We start from the raw sequence: 17,569 nt of genomic DNA on the forward strand, positions 1-17,569 counted from the left end.
TCAATATGTTTGATGTTGACCGGAATTAGTCTGATCTTGATGGGTATTAACCAAGTAGCTTCTTGTATCTTACCTTTAGGAAATGAAGTTTCCGGCATCCAAAGAGCGTTCGGATAAACCGACAAGTGTCATCGTGCTGACCAAGCCATAGTCAATCACCGCATCGACACAAGCCATCCTATCTTATTTAGCGCATCGCTGTGTTTGGGGATCACAAAGCAGAGAATTGCGAACACAAGATCGAAGCCTCAAACGCAGCACTGGTGTAGAGGATGACCCAGCCCCTTGATCCGGCCGGTCTGGATGTAGAATCCGTTCCTGTTTCCTTCTTGTGATTAGGCTGCGGTCAACGCCTTCTAAGCGGAGCCTTTGCGTAGTTCCAGCGAGGCAGGCTGGGTGGCGCGGTTGAGATTAATGTAAACGGCTGGTACTAGGCTGGCTTGCGTGAGCGCCTGCGGCGCGGTGGCAGCCCTTCCTCGCGATAGAGCCGAAAGAGCTTCTTGTGGTTCACCTCAAAGCCTTCTCTCGCCAACCGGATTCCCAAACGGCGGTACAGGCGCGCGGCGCGGGGAGGTTCTCAGCTTGAAATGGGTCGACCTAATTCTCGAGCGAGGACTATGGAGCCGCCCAGCAGCCAAAAGCGAAGACCGGAAACCCAAGCGCATCACATTGTCAAATGAGGCCTTGCTGCTTCTGAAGGTAGTGGGTTCTTATTATTCTCAGTTTGCCCGATGATAGGAGATTCAAGATGGATTATGAATCCGAACACAAAAAAGCCTCAAGCGGATTACCGCGCAGAGGCCTTACTTTCTTGGTTGCGGGAGCAGGATTTGGCCTTCATCGAACAACCGTCCTTCGAAGAAAAGGAAAGTAGACTACATCTCGAAACACAATCTGATGCTCCGAAGCAACCCAAGTGTCGAAAGCGTCCAAGCGACCGACCAGCAACTGCTCTTCACAATAAAGAAATCCAGCGTTCTAATTAATTCGAAACCGCAGGCAAGCTGCAGTCCAAGGGTTCTTTGGCTCAGCGGTCAATTCTCTTGATCTGATTTGGCTCACTAAGTATCGAGCCACTCAAAAAGGAAGCCACACCGCTAACATTGGCTCAACGAATTACATGAACCGAGCACCTGGCGTGATGCACGACTCTGTTTGCAGTGGAACCTAAAAATATGTCCTCAAAACCAGGCTTGTGCGAAGCCAAGACGATGCAATCCGCATCGCTCTCATTTGCGAAGTCGACAATAGCCCTACCCGCGTGCCCAGAGATGAGCCGAGCCTTCGCGCCTGGAATTTCAGAAGCAGTTTGATGCAGGTTTTCCAGGATTTCATGCCGCGTATTGGCAAGTACTTCGCTGGGAATCTGAGACCCTACATACGCCGGAATTGGTTCTTGGACGTGTATCACGGTGAATACAGCGTCCGCATCAGCCAATTGGCGCGCGGCTTCAAACGACGCTTGTGTGTCGTGTTCTTGGTCCAGAGCAACCGGGATCAGGATATTCTTGTACATTTGACCTCCTATCTACTGCTCCGATGATTCCAGTTTGGTTCCTCGGCAGCAGGAAACCTATACAGGCTCGGACTTTGAAGATTTCCCCGCGCTCTTTGTAGCGGCTACAACCTCATCAACTGTTTTCTCAACAGCTTCAGCTTCGGTTTCAGCGACATAAGATGCACAACGGGACACGGTTTCGAACCATTCCTGAGCGTCAGCAACCAACCGCTCCGCCGAATGGCGCTGCCACTCCGCCATGCTCTGAACGGCTTTAGAGGGATCGGACGGGTGCGCGGAAGACACATTGCGTGCAGCTTTTAGAGCCGTTCGGACCGCCTCATGACGCCGTTCGAACCAATGCTGTGCAAAGGCCTCTGTTTCTTCGAGCAATTTTTCTTGTGCGTCCCAAAACTGTTCGATCTGGGCACCGAAGGCCGGATTACCAGACATGGGCGGCTGCATTTGCTTGAAAACATCCACAAGTGAGGTCGGGCTATTTGTGCTAGATTTCTTTCTCGGCATCGAAAATTCCTCCTCATTTCCTGAATAAGCTATTGTGCCACCTGCGGCATGCTTTCGCCTTAATACAGATCAATTACCCTTATCTTTAGCACTCTCGGCTTAGACCGCGACAGGGCGCTCGCATTCTCTCCGACACCGGTTCCTAGCAGGCAGGGTTGGAGTTAGAGTAATCTAGACAAGAACTTAACGCTTGGTTTTCTATGCACGTTGCCGGCTTTCTGATTACCCTTGGTGTCCTCTTCCTTGCCGGATTGGCGGCCGATCAATTTGGTCGGGCCACGCATCTTCCTCGTGTTACAACCTTGCTTTTCCTCGGTCTGATCGCCGGGAACGCCGGAATGGGGTTGATCCCACTCGACGTTGCAATGTGGTTCGACGAGATATCCATTGTGGCCTTGACGATGGTCGCGTTTCTTCTTGGAGGATCTTTGACTCGCGAGAACCTGGTCCAACATGGCCGAGCCATTCTGACGATTTCGGTTTCAATCGTGGTGGCAACCCTTGTTATTGTGTCTGCCGGACTGACCGCAATTGGCGTACCCTTCGGGTTGGCGTTGGTGCTGGCGGCAATTGCTACGGCTACAGCTCCGGCCGCAATGACAGACGTGATCAATCAATCTGGGGTGTCCAACAGCTTCACCGAGACATTAAAGGGCGTCGTCGCAATTGATGACGCTTGGGGTCTGTTAGTTTTCAGCATCGCCTTAGTTCTGGCCGGTCATTCGGATGGTTGGGCCACAGTCACGACCACGGCGATTTGGGATTTCGGAGGGGCTATTTTGTTGGGTTCCGCACTAGGCGTGCCATCCGCTTACCTGACTGGCCGCTTGAAACCGGGAGAGCCAATGCAGGCAGAAGCAGTGGGAATAGTCTTTTTTACAGCGGGCCTCGCGCTTTGGCTGGAGGTTTCATTCTTGGTCGCAGGCATGGTTGCGGGCGCAGTGATCGGGAATCTTGCCCGCCATCATGATCGTGCTTTTCACGAGATCGAACATATTCAGTGGCCGTTCATGATTTTGTTCTTCCTACTGGCTGGCGCCACGTTGGAAATTGAAGCCTTCGGTTTGATGGGCTGGGCTGGTGCTCTTTTCCTATTCTTGCGTGCCGTGGCCCGCCTTGTCGGAGGTTACTGCGGAGCAAAACTGGGCGGCCTGCCTCGCCGTCAGACCCGCTGGTACGGTCCCGCTTTGTTGCCACAGGCTGGTGTCGCGGTAGGTATGGCCCTTGTAGCTGGAGAACAATTTCCGCATTGGGCCGCGTCGATCATGGCCTTTACTCTAGCCAGTACTGTGGTCTTCGAGGTGTTGGGGCCGCCACTGACTCTCATGTCAATCAAACGCACGGCTGACACGGACTAGCAGATTGGTCAGTGACTATTCAGACTGGATCGACTCAAGGAAGGCGAGCAAATTCGCCAACGGCAGGCCTACCATCATAGGTTGCCCATTAGGTAGAGCCACTGCGATTTGTTGGTCTGTCTCAAACACCGCGCCAAAGATTGGCATTTCGCCGCCATGGGCGAGCAATTGTGAACGACCATCAATCTGTTCAGCTATGCGAACTATCGGAAACACACCGTCGTTTTCGCCCGCCAATTTGGTTAGGTCGGGTGTTCGAATAGCCAGCATTTCGGCCATTGGTCCGTCTCCGGTCGCTTCGAAACCGTGACATTGCCAGCAATACGTCCGGTACAAATCACTTCCCTCACTGACGCTGACCTCCTGCGCTAGTGCAGGCCCCGTGAATAACAGTGCCAGTAAAATCCCGCGAACAATCTGCATATGCTCCTCCAATTCGCTGCCCCGGATGAAGATCTTATTAAACGGTGTAGCTAGGGAACGTCTTTGACCTTGCTCATGTTGTTCGCACCAGTACGAACATTGGCGTTTCAGTCAAATAGCGTTTGAGCGCGTGCCGAATCTAATCCAGCCCGGCCTCCAACTACGCCACCTCGTCATCGACCCCACCACCCTTGCGCCCAGACGGCACACCTTCCAATGCGTTCAAATGCCAACGAATTCGCCAGAGGTGATAAGACACGCGATGCAACCATCTGAGGGCATCCAAGCGAGCCCAGACCACTTCATCCGGCAGACTGTCAGTCGCAGCGTCGGAGATGAGCAAGTCTCTGCGAAGTTTCCTCTGTCGCCGCAGAAAACGGCGAACGCGGTTCAGCGAACTTTCACACTTCACTGGATTGTCGACTTCCAAGTAACCATCAGTTGCTGCAATCATCACCGAAGCAAGCCGTTTCAAACGCCGGTCATTTGGTAACTCGCTTATCCGATCATCTTGGCTACACCGGTAAAGCAGCCGGTCAAGATGATCGAGGATATGGTACATACCCTTGATGTTGGATAACTCTACATCGGACCTGCTGGACGATTCTATCTTGTCTAGGTACGAGCGCGCTTCGGATACAGCAGTTTCAATGTTCTCCCGCCTATAGTCGGCTCCGCTTGACTGCGATACCTCAATACATGACCGAAGGTGCGCCACTTCGGCCCTTACAATACGTTCGACTGCAGCTTTTGCTGCATCCACAGCTATTTCCGGCGTCCCGAGGACGAGAGGATCCAAAGATCTCGTTAACTCAGCACCTCTGTCGGGTACGAGCGCCTCGACAAATCTGGCGAAGGGTTTCGCGAACGGCAAGATCAGCGCCACGCCTATGGCGTTGAAGAAACTATGGAACGCGACAAGCGCAGTCAGAGAATTTCCTGCCCCCGCCCCGCTAACAAAGACCGAAGTAAACGGCCCCAGCAGGAAAAATGCCATTATACCCGTCATCACGTTGTAGATCACATGAGCAAAACCGGTGCGGCGAGCCATAGTGCCCCCACCAAAGGTGGCCAGAACAGCGGTGAAAGTCGTCCCCACGTCCATTCCAATGACAAGTGCCGCCGCTTGAGGGAAGTTCACAGCACCAGCGCTTAACGCAGCCAATGCTGTCGCGACGCCAGCGCTCGAAGACTGCGTCACCATCGTTATCAGGACGCCGATCAATACAAGCTTCAGCCTGCCTAGCAGTGTATCTGGCGGAAAATCGGCAGGGGTAACTACGCCGCGAAACGCGTCAAGCCCGGACTTGAGCTGCTCGATCCCAATGAAAATCAAACTGAACCCGGCCAACGCCAGTCCGAGGCCGGAAACTGTTTTTCTTCCCGAAAGCGCCAGCAAAGCTCCAATAAAAACAACTGGCAACATCACTTGCCCCAAGTCTAACTTGAACCCCAAGAGCGCGACGAGCCAACCTGTCATGGTCGTTCCGATATTGGCCCCAAAGATGATCCCAAGCGCTTGGGGAAACGTGAGCAGACCAGACGCGACAAATCCGACGGCCGCAACGGTGGTCGCACTGGAAGATTGGATTGCAGCAGTCGTGACCGCGCCTGTTACGGCCCCGGTAAACGGTGTCGACGTGAACCGGCCCAAAATATCCCGCAGTCGCGCCCCTGCCAAAGCCTTCAATCCGTCCGTCATCAACAGCATTCCGACAAGGAACAGGCCGATGCCGCCCAAGGCTGGTAACAGGTTCCAAAACATCACGAATAGCTTTCCACCCTAAATCTCACACCGCCTAACACGTTTGCTTTGCCTTTAAGTTCGACGACAAACGACAGTTGGTTTGCGTTCAGCCTCGCAGACCCGACGCCGCGAGTTGATTGACATAGATCAAAGCACCAACATGAATTACATAGTGAAATTCGAATGTTTCAACATATTCTACGTTCACTGTCCTGTCCCCAAGTAATCACAAAGGTGAACGGAATTTTGAAGGAGTGGAGGTTCCACCCACGGGGGCTCGGCAGGAGTGATGGCGAGCCCCCAGTTAGTTGATTGGCGCCCAATGCGCCCAGACGTTGAGACACAAGGCATTCGGTGCAGCTTTGACCAAAGGATTAAGTCGCTGCGCCAATCGAGACAAAAAGAGAAGGACGCCACTGACGACGTTCGGAATGGGCAGTTGGCGGAAATCACTTATGAACTCTGTTGATCCAAACGAACAGAAACTCAGACGGGCCCTTACTAACCCGTTGCTCACGCTTTATGGCCTTGGGGTAACGGTCGGAGCGGGCATTTACGTTTTAGTCGGTGCAACAGCAGACATTGCCGGACCGTTTGCGGCGTTGTCGTTCGTTGTAGCTGCGCTCGTCGTATCACTCACCGCGCTTTCGTATGCAGAACTCGCAACTCGATTTCCTGTCAGCGCAGGTGAAGCAGCCTATGTTGAGGCGGGATTTCGGAAAAACTGGATGGCGGTTTTCGTTGGGCTCGCGGTGGCAGCCTCGGGCGTTATCTCCGCTTCTGCCGTTGCAATTGGCGCAGCATCATACCTTCACGCTTTGACCGGTTTTGCGATCCCTATTTTGACTATCAGTGTTGTTTTGATCATGGGTCTAATCGCGCTTTGGGGGATCACTGAGTCGGTCTTTGTCGCGGCTGTCATCACGATCATTGAGATCGCAGGTCTTCTTTTTGTGATTGGCTGGGGCATGTCGATCCAAGATCCGCAGGGATATGGGATCAGTTCGATGCTTCCGCCGCTGGAACTCGACGCGTGGAGAGGCATTTTCGCAGCATCACTTCTCGCCTTCTTTGCATTTGTTGGCTTTGAGGACATGGCCAATGTCGCTGAAGAGGTTAAAGACCCTGTGCGCACCATCCCAAAAGCGATTATGCTAACGCTCGTTCTGGCGACCGTGTTGTATCTTGGAACCTCAATGACCGTTCTACTTGTTGTTCCGATCGATGTTCTTTCGACGTCCGCAGCACCCCTCGCGCTTGTGTTTTCAAACGCCCCCGAGGTGATTAAACAGGGCTTTTCCGCAGTCGCGATTGTGGCGACAGTCAACGGAGTACTGATCCAGATGATCATGGCCTCGCGGGTGATCTACGGACTAGCTGACCGTGACCATTTGCCGAAGGTTCTGGCGATAGTCCCTGAAGCAACGCAGACACCAGTAGTTGCTACTTTGCTGGTCGTGGCGATCATCGTACTGCTGACTCAAACTTTACCGATTGGTACTCTGGCAGAGCGCACATCCCAGATCGTTCTGGGTGTCTTTGTACTTGTCAACATTTCTCTGATCCTGCTGAAGATGCAGCCGGACGAGGCTGCCAAGCACTTCCGCGTTCCTCTTATGGTACCGATCCTTGGGGTGATCACCAGTGCATTGCTTTTCGGATCTGGATTTCTCTAACTAAATACAACGACCCAAAGGCTTCCACGAGCTACCACGGCATATGACGACTGACCAAACTTCCATAGGATCAAAACTCTCGGCCTGGTGGCATAGAACGTTTGTGGATCTAGTTCAGCAGCTGCAATGGTCCTATCTGCCGCCATTGATGGTCTATTTTGCGGCCGGCGTGTCCGGCCTGACCTCGGTCGTCGGCGCTTTTTTCCTGAAAGATTACCTCGATTTATCCGCCTCTTTCGTTGCAGGACTCGCGTTTTGGGCCGGTATCCCTTGGATCCTCAAAATGCCGCTTGGCCATGTCGTAGACCTGTTCTGGCGCTGGAAGTCCCTGCTGATTCTGTTCGGCGCATCCCTGATCACATTCTCTTTGCTCACAATGTATGGGCTTGTGACCGCTCCCGTGCAAATGGCGTCCATTATGCCACTGGAAGACTGGTATGTCGTCGCGTTGCTATTGGCGCCTTCGGGCTATGCCATTCAGGACGTTGTTGCCGACGCCATGACGGTTGAGGCGGTGCCAAAGGTTGACCCAAACGGCCTACCATTTTCGCCTGAAGAAACCCGTGCTCAGCACACGACGATGCAAACCTTGGGCAGAGTTTCCATTATTTCAGGGTTTGCCGCGGTTGCGGCTGTAAACATCTGGATTTTCTCTGGAAAAGAGGACTTGCAAAAGCCCGATCGTCTTGCACTTTATGGCCAAGTTTACCTGATAGCTCTGGCTATCCCTGTATTGTCCGTAAGCGGCGTCGTCCTTCACAGCTTGATCCAGCGTCAGCGTATAAGATCGGGCCACCCGCCCTACACACCGGATGAAGTCACCGAAGTCAAATGGTCCATATTGCTGGGCGGCCTGGCATTCGTTGTGCTTAGCATCGTGCTGGGAACCGCTGATTTCGAATTTGCGCAGGAAACAGTCTTTGCGGTTTCCCTGGCGGTAATCTTGTACCTCATGTCGCGCCTGCTCAAAGAGTTGGAACCGGCCCAAGCCAAAGCCTTAATCGGGACAGCGACAATCATTTTTGTTTTCCGTGCCGTTCCTCTGCCGGGACCAGGCCTGACTTGGTTTGAAATCGATGAACTGGGGTTCGATGAACAATTCCTAGCAATTCTGGCTCTGTTAACTTCGCTGCTGGCGTTGCTGGGGTTAATCGTTCTCCGGCCGTTTATGGCCAATCGCTCCATTGCGCATGTGGTAGTATTGCTGACGATCGCCGCGGGCGTTCTCGCACTGCCCAACCTTGCCCTCTACTACGGTGTACATGAATGGACGGCGGCGCATACCGGCGGAGTTGTCGACGCAAGGTTCATTGCCATTCTTGATACAGCGGTTGAATCGCCGCTTGGGCAGATTGCCATGGTCCCGATGTTGGCTTGGATCGCACGCAATGCCCCAGTTCAATTGAAAGCGACCTTTTTTGCCGTGATGGCATCGTTCACAAACATGGCATTGTCGGCCAGCAGCCTCAGCACCAAGTACCTCAACCAGACGTACGTAATCACGCGCGCTGTCACCAACCCTGAGACCGGTGAGGTCACGTCCACCGCGGACTATAGTCAACTTGGATACTTGCTGATCTCTGTGGCCGTGATCTCAGTGATCGTTCCACTGGCTACAGTGTTCGTCGTTCAAAACTCGCGCTTCCGAACGAGCGAATGATTACTGGCTTTCCACCTCTCCCAGCAGAACTCTGAGATGTGAGACCGGGACGCCGATGTTTGAACCACCAAACTCGGGCAGGATCGCAGCATTGATGGCAACTACCTCGCCCCGCCGATTCAATGCTGGCCCTCCGCTCCCACCGGTCGTAGTCTCAGCGTCATAAACGATGGCGCTCCCACTCGTCCGCGCAACGATCCCCCGGCTTGCTAGCGGGTGAATCTTGCTTTGAGCGGAAAGCCGGGACGCTATCGACCAAAAGTTCATCGTTCCTTCTGCCTCCAGTTCCTCTAGAAAGCTCGGACCAGCCTGCGCGATCAAAGCTTTCAAACCCGTTGGATATCCCAACAGATAAAGCTCTTCACCGACGCGCGACGTGGCATCCGCCAAAGGAAGGCCGAGGTCCTGAACGCGGCTTGGCTCAACTGCCAAAATCGCCAAGTCTGCCGCTTCACTGAACCGGACCAAACGCGCCTCTATTGGTTTCGTCTGATCAGGCAAATAGGCCAGCAGCTTCAACATCTCTGGCTCAAGACCAGCGTCGCTCAGCGCTTTCTCTCGGTTCCCCGAGGTCCAGGGCAAAGCGACATGGCGGTTGGTGGCCATCAATGGCACCCCAGCAATCAAAAACCCTGTTCCGGTGAACTGAAATTCTGCAGGTTCGCCGGTCCCGTCCGGTTCTATCCAAGGCTGGCCAAACGGGGTCCTCTGGTTTTCTCCGTTCGGTCCCAAAACGTGCCGCAATATCTTCCCGCTTTCCACGTGGCGCAATCCATAAGCCCCCTGAAGGAAAGCTACAGATCGAGTGGAGGCAGCTATCACCCGTGTGGGTGCCCCCGCCCGTTGCTCCAAGGTTCCAAGACGCTGCTCGGTCGACAAAACCTGGTTCTCAAAAGCGTCACGCAACGAAGCCAAGTCATCAGGCGTAAGCGCGTCTTCTCGCGTCTGAGCGAGCATAACTGCGACCGCTTCAATCTTGCGGGACTCCTGTTCAATACTATCCGCCAAGCGCCGGTCGTTTTGGTAAAGCAGGTACCCAAACCCCGCGATCACAAGAAGCGTCGAAAGAACTGTGATCCTGAACAATATCGTCGTTTGAGAGGCAAGCCGCCGCCCACTATCGCGCAGGGCACCAGACATCTTTTTAGCGAAAGGTCGACGGCTCGTTCGGGTGTAAGCATATGCATCACTGAGGATATCCTCGACTGTATGGTGCGCGGGAAATGAGTGATCGCACAACCTGTATCGAGACATAGGACCCATTTCGCCAAACTCGATCATGTCGCCATGGTTAAGAGACGCCGATGAGGTTTTTTGTCCATTTACCCATACATTGCGCCCTACCGATGCGGTTATTGTGTAACCGTCGTCAGCCCACTGTAGGGTCGCAATATCGTTATCATGGGGAGGCAGGTTGTCTTTAGGTCGAAGGTTTAGCACCCTGCCATTGTCAACTGAAACCGTTAGGGTTTTATCTACAAGCCAGTTCACGTTTCCGCGCGAGGGTCCGGTCAGGCTCTCCAGAAAGGCCCGCACCTCACCTTCACCAGCATTTCCTGAGGATGTAATGCTACTCGCTTCTGGTTTTCGCATTATGGCCCCCTATCCAAACGCGTGAGGGCATTCTACCACGCTGCAACACCAAACCCATGGCCTGGTGCGAATGTACAAAAACGCATTTATACAAACACTTGCGATACCTGCCCGGATTCAACCAAAGACACTTATCAGGCCGCAACTCTAAGAAGGCCGATCCATGATCGACCCTCTGCATTGGCATTTTTTTGCATGGTATCGAGCCAACAGACCGTCTATTTCGACGATACCTTGATCTTACGGCTTGGATTCTGAGGCTCAGACTTCGGCATTTCGATGTGCAGAACGCCTTTGTCGAATTCAGCTGAAATCTTGTCGATTTCCACAGTGTCTGGCAGCGACATGGCTCTAGAAAAACTGCCATAACTTCTTTCGCTGACACGTAGATCGCCCGTTTCATCATGCGCAATCTTCTTCTGACCGCGCAGGATTAGCCTGCGATCCTTGATTTCAATTTCCACATCATCCTCTTCGAGCCCTGGCAATTCAGCCGTCAGGACAATCGCAGAATCCGTTTCTTGGACATCGATTGCAGGTGAAATCGCACCTGTCATGTCAAGAGACGGAAAACCCGTGCGTTGCGCAGCCGTTTCCATTGGTAGGAAAGGTGATCCTCCCCCGAAAAAACGCGACATCAGGGTTTCCATTTCACGCCGAAAGTTGTCGGAGAGCGGATGCGTTCCAGTGAAAAGTTGCGGGGATTTTTTGTCTTCTAGCATTTTTTGAGCCTCCTCCTTTGGTCTGATTTCGCGCGCGCAACATTATGACAGAAAAAGCCGTCAAGGACCTTGATCTTGCGCAAGCATGCAACCTCATCCTTCGCCAGATCGCACGCACCGGTTGAACGAACAGAATCGGGAAACATCGCCCACCAAGCTTGCCATGTCGTGGTGGATTTAACACCAATCTCAGTAGTCTTGATCGGAACCCCAGGTCAGCCTAGCGTTTATTTTGAATGAGCCCGAGCTGCTTAGCTTTAGCACAGTGGAGCGAAACCGTATGAAATGGCTTTATCTGGCGCTGATTTACGTTTTGCTGATCTTGGCTCCCTTGGGTTTTTCTTGGTCTCTGGGATGGCCACCACGATCCTTTCATCAAGAGCTCGCGTCCGGGCTTGGAATGCTTGCGTTTTCAATAATCTTAGTCGAGTTCCTGCTGTCTGGGCGGTTCAGGTTCATCTCTTCCGGCTTGGGTATGGATGTGACCATGCGGGTGCATCAGTTGATGGCGCGTACAGCACTCGGCTTTGCGCTGATACACCCGCTTCTGTATCAGGGTACGCCTTCTGGCGGACGCCGACCGTGGGATGAAACAAATCAAATTACGATTTCGACCGACTTTTCAGCGCTGGTATCGGGCATCGGCGCATATTTTTTACTGTTCATTCTGGTCGCCTCGGCTATCGCCCGTAAATCCCTTGATTACAAGTACGAGACATGGCGCCTCTTTCACGGGCTGGGAGCCTTGGTGATTGCTTGCCTGCTGTTGCACCACACGGTCTATGCTGGGCGCTACGGTGGGCATCCGCTATTGGCGTATCTCTGGCTTACCCTGACCAGTATTGCAGTTGGAACTGTGCTGTATGTCTATCTCGTTCGGCCTTTACGTCAGAGGAAAAGGCCGTGGCGCGTCACTTCTGTGTCTCGACTAACACCGAGGCAATGGGAGTTGCGCATCAAGCCAGATGGTCACAACGGACTAACCTTCGAAGCAGGGCAGTTTGCCTGGCTAAACGTCGGCCACAGTGCTTTCTCGCTGCACGAGAACCCATTCTCGATTAGTTCGGCACCAGCCGAAGGCTCCGAAGTTTCATTCCTGATAAAGGAACTTGGGGATTTTACATGCAGTCTCGGACAGATCGCCCCGCAAACCCGGGTCTATCTGGATGCCCCACATGGGAATCTGTCGATCAGCCACCGCCCTGAGACAGGAATTGTTTTAATCGCAGGTGGTGTCGGGATCGCGCCCATGTTGAGCATTATGCGTCAAGTTCGACTGAGTAGAACACAGCGCGATCTCAAGCTTATCTATGGCAACCGGGTGGAGGAGCAGATTGTTTTTCGCCAGGAATTGTCCAAAGAAGAAACAGTATTTGTTCTATCCGAACCGCCAAGGGATTGGTCCGGAGAGACAGGCTTGATCGACGGTCCCCTGTTGGATCGCAATTTGTCTTCTGAACAATTTGAAAGCTGGCTTTTTGTTCTCTGCGGCCCCCCTGCCATGATGGACGCCGTCGAAGATCATCTGATCGCACGGGGCACCGCGTCCCACCGGATTTTGTCTGAAAGGTTTGACTATGATTAGACTGCTCAGAAACCTGCCCACACGCAAACAGGTGAAGTTCGCAGTTTGGTGCATCAGTTTCATAGTCTTCATCGCTGTCTTGGCCTTTTCCTTACGGTAACCAGGCAGACTATTGAGCCTTGGCTAACTTCAAAATTATCAGCCGAAAAAGGCTGATTTGCGTGGAGATGTATGTCGTCGCGAACTTACTCAAAAGACATGATCTGCGTGGACAGAAAAGGAATTTCACAACTCTCCCAAGTAACGCCTTTGATGGAGATCAAGGGCAAAGCACGCCTCTTATTCATAATCAGCAATCTATTCAGACCGATTTATGGGAGGATCGGAATGACCGTACTCATCGCCTTCGCTACAGTTGAAGGCCAGACAGCAAAGATTGCGCGCTTCATCAGCAGTGTCGCGAAGAATGCCGGTTTCAATGCAAAGCTGATCAATACCGATGAAATGTCCAGCCACGTATCGCTTGACGATGTGGTCAAGGTTGTTCTTCTGGCCCCTGTCCACGAGCGTAGACACCCCGAGTCATTCGAGGCTTTTGTCGCTTCAAATAGAGATGCCCTAATGAAACGAAAGTCTCTCGTGCTTTCCATCGGTCTAAAAGCTGCTTTCGTGTCAGGTCGAGAAGAAGCGCGCGACTATCTCAACGAAATGCTAATGCGAACAGGTTTTGAACCAGATGCAACGGCGTTGGTCGCAGGCGCAGTGAAGCCGGAAAACTACGGGTATTTTGAGAGGGAGATCCTTAAGCACGTTGTCTTGCTTGGTCGAAAAATCGATCCACAAGATGGGGTGCGGGAATTTACTGACTGGGATGAACTGACGTCAATTGTGATAGATTTTCTTGGCGGAACCGGTCGGGCAAATCAACTTTAACCTCAAGCGAGTACCCAATAACAACTGGCTGTTCCCGTATTACCCGATGAACGCATAGAGCCGCCTATCCCAGCAAATCACAATCGCCAGCTTTCTTCATCAGTGCCCGAATAGCACTGGCAAACTTGTCTGCTCCAACATTGCTTGCGTCGTTCCCCCAAATACCGACTGACGCAAATGGGAATGCACGTAAGCGCCCATAACAACGAGGTCGGCCCCCAGTTCTCGTGCGCGTTCCTGAATGCAGTCTTCAATTGAATTCCCGCCGCACGGAAACTGCGACACGGTCACGGTGCAACCGTGATGGCTAAGCCATCCAGCTAGGTCAGTTCCGGGCACTAGACCTTCTACGTCATCAGGCGACGGCAAATCAAAACACCCAATCACAACTTCGTTGGCCGCCAGAAGAATGGGTAAGGCTAAATGCGCAACCCTAGACGCAGGCAGACTATCATTCCATGCCAAAAAAATGCAGTCGCGTTGGGCAAACGGATCTCCGTTTATCATCAGGGCTACCGGCGAATGGAATAATACTCCGTAGGCGATCTTATGAAACAAATCGGGATATTTTCGCAACTCAGCGTCTAGAAAAGCGATATCAGAGCTATTGGCTTGGCCAGCCACAAGATGCTTTAACTCTGCTCCAGATCCCATAAAGGCAATTACATTTGCAGATACGCCCTGCCCGACCAGGAGCGCTTCAACTTCTGTGGCGCGGGACTTCAAGGCGGCATTTTTTTCGTTGAGAGCATCCAACCAGTTTGAAGGAAGACCCGCCTCAACGAACCTGTTTGATCCATACTTTAGGTAAGGCAGGTTGGGTAAGTCCGCGATCAACACGCAATTCAAGTGACTGTTCTGGTTACGGGAACTTTCAGCGCATTTCAAAATCGACGCGTCGTCAGTATCAATTCCTACGTAATATGCCACTGTTCTGTGTTGCATTCCCGACCTCCGTCCGGAATTTCAATTTGCCCGAGAGCCGTGCGCACGGATTAAACCAACGAAGAGACAATGTTGTTGGTCGCTCCCCTTACTTCGGCAGCATGAAGAACTCTTCCAGCACAATCTTGCCGTCCGCCACCGAATACACTGCGATCTCGCGCAGGGTCATACGCTCACCCGTAGCCTTCTGAATCACTTCAGCTCTGAAGCGCACTCCAAAGCGGTTGGGTGGGTGGACGTAGGGGCCATCCACTTCTAGTTCTTGGATTTCATGCGACGCCAACCAATCCTCTCTTTTTCCCTTGATGGCTTCTCGACCCTTTGTTACGCGGAATTGTCGAACCGGAGGCACAACAGCCTCTATCGACTGCGCGTTTTCGGCATACATCTCATCAACACTTCCAAGGCCCCTGCGCTCACGCATGGCCTGAACGAATGATCTTCCGATTTCAATCAACTCTTCCATGAGCCCCCCCTGAATTACCGTTGACTGTACCACTTCTTGCCCGCGCAAATCTTGACACGGATCAATGAGCACAAGGGGAAATGCAATGAGGCCGATTCGTACTCAACTCTGCTCAGCCAGAAGTAACACACTTAATACAGCGCCACATTCGCATCAATCTGCAGGAAAGGCGGACAGCGTCAGCACGCTAGTGTCGCAGTTGCTATTTGGTTTTTAGTCAGTGCGACCGTGCATTGGCGGCTGGTTGCAACCTAAAGCTGCCATGGAGATGTAATGGTATACAAGAGGAAGTGCTGAGGCGATTGCCACGGCCGTTTTTACCAAAAACACATCTTCGCCCTTGCTTGCCAGACAATATCCGGCCCCCGCTCCTTCTCCCCGGTCTTGCGGGAGAAGGCCCTTCGCTTTCAGGTTCGTATCCGCGCGATGCCTTTTGTCGGAGGCCAGCCGCTTCCCCGCAGGCTTCTCACCTGCCCCGCTTTGACCGCGTACGGTCTCGGCGGTCCCCGGTCCGATGAGTGTCTCAAGACATACGTCGACCGGTGGGTTCCGTAGTCGCGTTTCTGCACCGGGCCAGAAGGAGCCGCGTCGGTGCGGGATGGGGTAGTCCCCGAACCATAGTTCACAATTGGTGGCCGGTCGTGAACACACCGTGGTCACCGCTTTTTTTGATCGTTTGCCAGGGAAAGCGGCAAGAATAAACCGGACGCAACGGAGACGGGGAGACCCATCCCGGCCCGGAACGTCCGATTTTGCGCTCTTGCTGACTAAGTGTATTGATCTGCTTTTTTTGGGGATCTTTGTGTTTCGCGCGGCCGCAAGTTGTACAAACCTTAGCTGACCCGAAGCGCCGCAGCCCACCAATAGCGCAGGCGGTTCGGGTCAGCGGCTCGACACAGACCCGGGACTAAATAGTTCTCTTTCCGTTCTCTTATTTGTGTGCAACTTTTGGAGCGGTTGCCTCGTCTCAACTAGCACGATTTCTCAGCAATCAGTATTGCCGTGATGTGCGTCGGCTATTGGACGTGTGACCCGACTACGGAGTGTCCCAAACGGAGAACAACATGAGCGCTAACGCGGACAGCGGTCTGAAGGGCAAACGAGACGTTGCAGATACCGAAGGTGACTATTCCGTCTACCCGCACATGGATGGGATCAAGTCCTCTATGTCATGGAAGCTTGGCAGTTATGGAGAACAAGGCGCACTTACCGAAGACATGATCGGGGGCTTGTGCGACCAGTTTGATCTGCCAACAACGCTTGTGCGCGACTTGTCCGCAATGCTTGGTCACTGCCTAAACAACGATGACGACATTGCAATCAATCTGACCGAGGTCCGACGCTCGCAAGCGATTGAACGAGGTCAAACGCACCTCAAGCAACTTTTGCGGAATGCCAAAAGGCGATCCATTGCTCCCCAAGAACTCCGGAACGCGTTGAGCTCGCTTTCGACTTATTTCGCGTCGACGCCTGAGGACGCAAACCTTCTTCCCCAGCTCCTCGACAAGCTTGAGACCGCAACGACACTTACTCAGGATGTCGTCGATGCCATTCAACGCATTCTGGAGACGCCCGGCACTGCTGCGGATATGTCACCTAGTGATAAGCGATTTTCGAGCGACAAACGCCGCCAGTATATCGTGGAGTCCTGTTTCTACACTTGGTGCGGTACAGGCCGTGATCTCGGCATCACAACGTACTCCGATGGTCGCCCAGGTGGGCAGCGCCAGGGTCTGTTAATTGAGTTCGTCCAAGCTGTCGTGAAGATGATTACCGATCCGGTTCAGGAATTGAGCGGAGAAACGATCCGAAGGGACCGGGATAATTTTCGCAATGCACAGTCCAAAGAGGCTGAGGAGTTCTGGGCTGAGCCAATATTCGGCAATCAATACACTTAGAATGAGCAAGCCCGCGTTGTCATGGTCATGGCATGACACGCGTTCCTACCATATCCCCTTCTGACGACCACGCGCACCGGCAGGTTGAGGCAGCGATCGACCAGTTGGTCCGATTGCTGGCTGCCCAGGCAGTACGGGAACTGGGTCGGAACGCCTCTGACCAAAAGGAGGCGCATCAGGATGCCACAGATCACTTCCAAGAAGAGCCGACCCCGCCAGCTTCTGACGATGAAAGACGTCGCTGAACTGGACAATTGCTCCGAGAAGACGGTGCGCCGTGCGATTGCGTCAGGCCTGCTTGAGGTTATTCGGGTCGGCCCCGGCGGACGCCTCATCCGCATTGATCCGGCAGCACATGCTGCTTACCGGCAGGCACACTGCTGGTAGGCAATCGTGACCATTAATGTCCATTTTTCTCAATGCGTTATGTGCATTTCGGGAAGAGGGCCTGCCCGTAAGTTTCTAACTTTTTGTGCTACGCTTTTCCCGAATCGGACCTCCTGTCCACACCCGTTCACCCGAGACCTGACATGTCCAAAGGAACGTAATCCCGATGACTAGCCAGAGCCCCGTTTCATTGACGCTGGCCTTTGTCAAAGC

The 17,569-nt window shown here is 53.1% G+C and carries 15 protein-coding genes and 1 pseudogene; 7 read left to right on the forward strand and 9 right to left on the reverse strand.

The features are described from left to right. Positions 1 to 433: 433 nt before the first annotated feature. From ACR0LN_RS22870 to ACR0LN_RS22880, 3 genes and pseudogenes are all read right to left on the reverse strand, one after another. Positions 434 to 553: pseudogene (locus tag ACR0LN_RS22870) on the reverse strand (IS3 family transposase); the annotation flags it as partial. A 555-nt stretch (positions 554 to 1,108) separates the two neighbouring features. After that, the gene (locus tag ACR0LN_RS22875) at positions 1,109 to 1,516 is read right to left on the reverse strand and encodes a universal stress protein (protein ID WP_480432990.1); all 408 of its coding nucleotides are present in this window, start codon (positions 1,514 to 1,516) and stop codon (positions 1,109 to 1,111) included. Between the two features lie 57 nt (positions 1,517 to 1,573). Further along, positions 1,574 to 2,023, reverse strand: coding sequence for a phasin family protein (locus ACR0LN_RS22880; protein ID WP_171124650.1), 450 nt, complete (start codon positions 2,021 to 2,023; stop codon positions 1,574 to 1,576). 200 nt (positions 2,024 to 2,223) lie between these two features. Here ACR0LN_RS22880 and ACR0LN_RS22885 point away from each other — a divergent pair, with 200 nt between their 5' ends. Next, complete coding sequence (locus ACR0LN_RS22885; protein ID WP_480432991.1) at positions 2,224 to 3,381, forward strand: cation:proton antiporter; 1,158 nt, start codon at positions 2,224 to 2,226, stop codon at positions 3,379 to 3,381. A gap of 15 nt (positions 3,382 to 3,396) precedes the next feature. On the opposite strand, the gene ACR0LN_RS22890 is transcribed toward ACR0LN_RS22885, so the two are convergent. Next, positions 3,397 to 3,804 (reverse strand): c-type cytochrome, encoded by a 408-nt coding sequence (locus tag ACR0LN_RS22890; protein ID WP_480432992.1) that lies wholly within the window; start codon positions 3,802 to 3,804, stop codon positions 3,397 to 3,399. Between the two features lie 160 nt (positions 3,805 to 3,964). Next, the gene (locus ACR0LN_RS22895) at positions 3,965 to 5,545 is read right to left on the reverse strand and encodes a Na/Pi cotransporter family protein (protein WP_480432994.1); all 1,581 of its coding nucleotides are present in this window, start codon (positions 5,543 to 5,545) and stop codon (positions 3,965 to 3,967) included. Positions 5,546 to 6,006: 461 nt separating this feature from the next. On the opposite strand from ACR0LN_RS22895, the gene ACR0LN_RS22900 reads away from it, so the two are divergent. Next, a complete protein-coding gene (locus tag ACR0LN_RS22900; protein ID WP_480432995.1) occupies positions 6,007 to 7,227 on the forward strand; it encodes an APC family permease in 1,221 nt (406 codons plus the stop codon). Positions 7,228 to 7,270: 43 nt separating this feature from the next. Continuing rightward, entirely contained in the window at positions 7,271 to 8,887 is a 1,617-nt protein-coding gene (locus tag ACR0LN_RS22905) for an MFS transporter (RefSeq protein ID WP_480432997.1), read from the forward strand. On the opposite strand, the gene ACR0LN_RS22910 is transcribed toward ACR0LN_RS22905, so the two are convergent. Next, complete coding sequence (locus ACR0LN_RS22910; protein WP_480432998.1) at positions 8,888 to 10,480, reverse strand: trypsin-like peptidase domain-containing protein; 1,593 nt, start codon at positions 10,478 to 10,480, stop codon at positions 8,888 to 8,890. Positions 10,481 to 10,698: 218 nt separating this feature from the next. After that, entirely contained in the window at positions 10,699 to 11,202 is a 504-nt protein-coding gene (locus ACR0LN_RS22915) for an Hsp20/alpha crystallin family protein (protein WP_171124661.1), read from the reverse strand. A gap of 280 nt (positions 11,203 to 11,482) precedes the next feature. Between ACR0LN_RS22915 and ACR0LN_RS22920 the strand changes: the two genes are divergently transcribed. Next, on the forward strand, positions 11,483 to 12,787 hold the full coding sequence (locus ACR0LN_RS22920; RefSeq protein WP_480432999.1) for a ferredoxin reductase family protein: 1,305 nt from the start codon (positions 11,483 to 11,485) through the stop codon (positions 12,785 to 12,787). A gap of 327 nt (positions 12,788 to 13,114) precedes the next feature. Then, positions 13,115 to 13,660: a flavodoxin domain-containing protein gene (locus tag ACR0LN_RS22925; protein ID WP_480433000.1), complete on the forward strand. Its 546-nt coding sequence runs from the start codon at positions 13,115 to 13,117 to the stop codon at positions 13,658 to 13,660. Between the two features lie 99 nt (positions 13,661 to 13,759). Here ACR0LN_RS22925 and ACR0LN_RS22930 read toward each other — a convergent pair whose 3' ends face one another. Together ACR0LN_RS22930 and ACR0LN_RS22935 are read right to left on the reverse strand one after the other, a co-directional pair. Then, positions 13,760 to 14,605 carry a universal stress protein gene (locus tag ACR0LN_RS22930; protein WP_480433002.1) on the reverse strand — a complete coding sequence of 282 codons (846 nt, stop codon included), beginning with the start codon at positions 14,603 to 14,605 and terminating at the stop codon, positions 13,760 to 13,762. A gap of 88 nt (positions 14,606 to 14,693) precedes the next feature. Then, on the reverse strand, positions 14,694 to 15,071 hold the full coding sequence (locus ACR0LN_RS22935) for a SnoaL-like domain-containing protein (protein WP_480433003.1): 378 nt from the start codon (positions 15,069 to 15,071) through the stop codon (positions 14,694 to 14,696). Positions 15,072 to 16,135: 1,064 nt separating this feature from the next. On the opposite strand from ACR0LN_RS22935, the gene ACR0LN_RS22940 reads away from it, so the two are divergent. Then, positions 16,136 to 16,969 (forward strand): hypothetical protein, encoded by an 834-nt coding sequence (locus ACR0LN_RS22940; protein WP_480433004.1) that lies wholly within the window; start codon positions 16,136 to 16,138, stop codon positions 16,967 to 16,969. 180 nt (positions 16,970 to 17,149) lie between these two features. Continuing rightward, positions 17,150 to 17,356, forward strand: a complete 207-nt coding sequence (locus ACR0LN_RS22945; RefSeq protein WP_480433006.1) for a helix-turn-helix domain-containing protein — start codon at positions 17,150 to 17,152, stop codon at positions 17,354 to 17,356. The last annotated feature ends 213 nt before the right edge of the window (positions 17,357 to 17,569 follow it).

The sequence above is a fragment of the Ruegeria sp. AA6 genome, from assembly GCF_056542865.1.